Below are 211 nucleotides of genomic sequence, written 5' to 3' on the forward strand. Positions count from 1 at the left end.
CGTCGAACCAGACCACCACGTCCTGCGTGTCCGGGCATTCAGCGAGGTCGTGGGTGACGTTGAACGTCTGATCGCTCCCGTCGCCCGCCGTGGTGAACGACTGGTACGCCGGGACCGCGATGCGGAGCGGGTTGCGGCGCCCGGTCCGGAGCGCGAGCGCGGTGTCGGCGACGAGCGTCGCGATGTCCGAAAGCGACCCCTGCGAGTTGGT

Annotated in this window: 1 pseudogene; it reads right to left on the minus strand. The window is 69.7% G+C overall.

From position 1 onward, the window contains the following. Positions 1-211: pseudogene (locus EXE44_RS20600) on the minus strand (hypothetical protein); the annotation flags it as partial.

Origin of the sequence: Halorubrum sp. SS7 (assembly GCF_005435055.1) — an archaeon.
In the GTDB taxonomy this organism is placed as follows: Archaea; Halobacteriota; Halobacteria; order Halobacteriales; family Haloferacaceae; genus Halorubrum; species Halorubrum salinarum.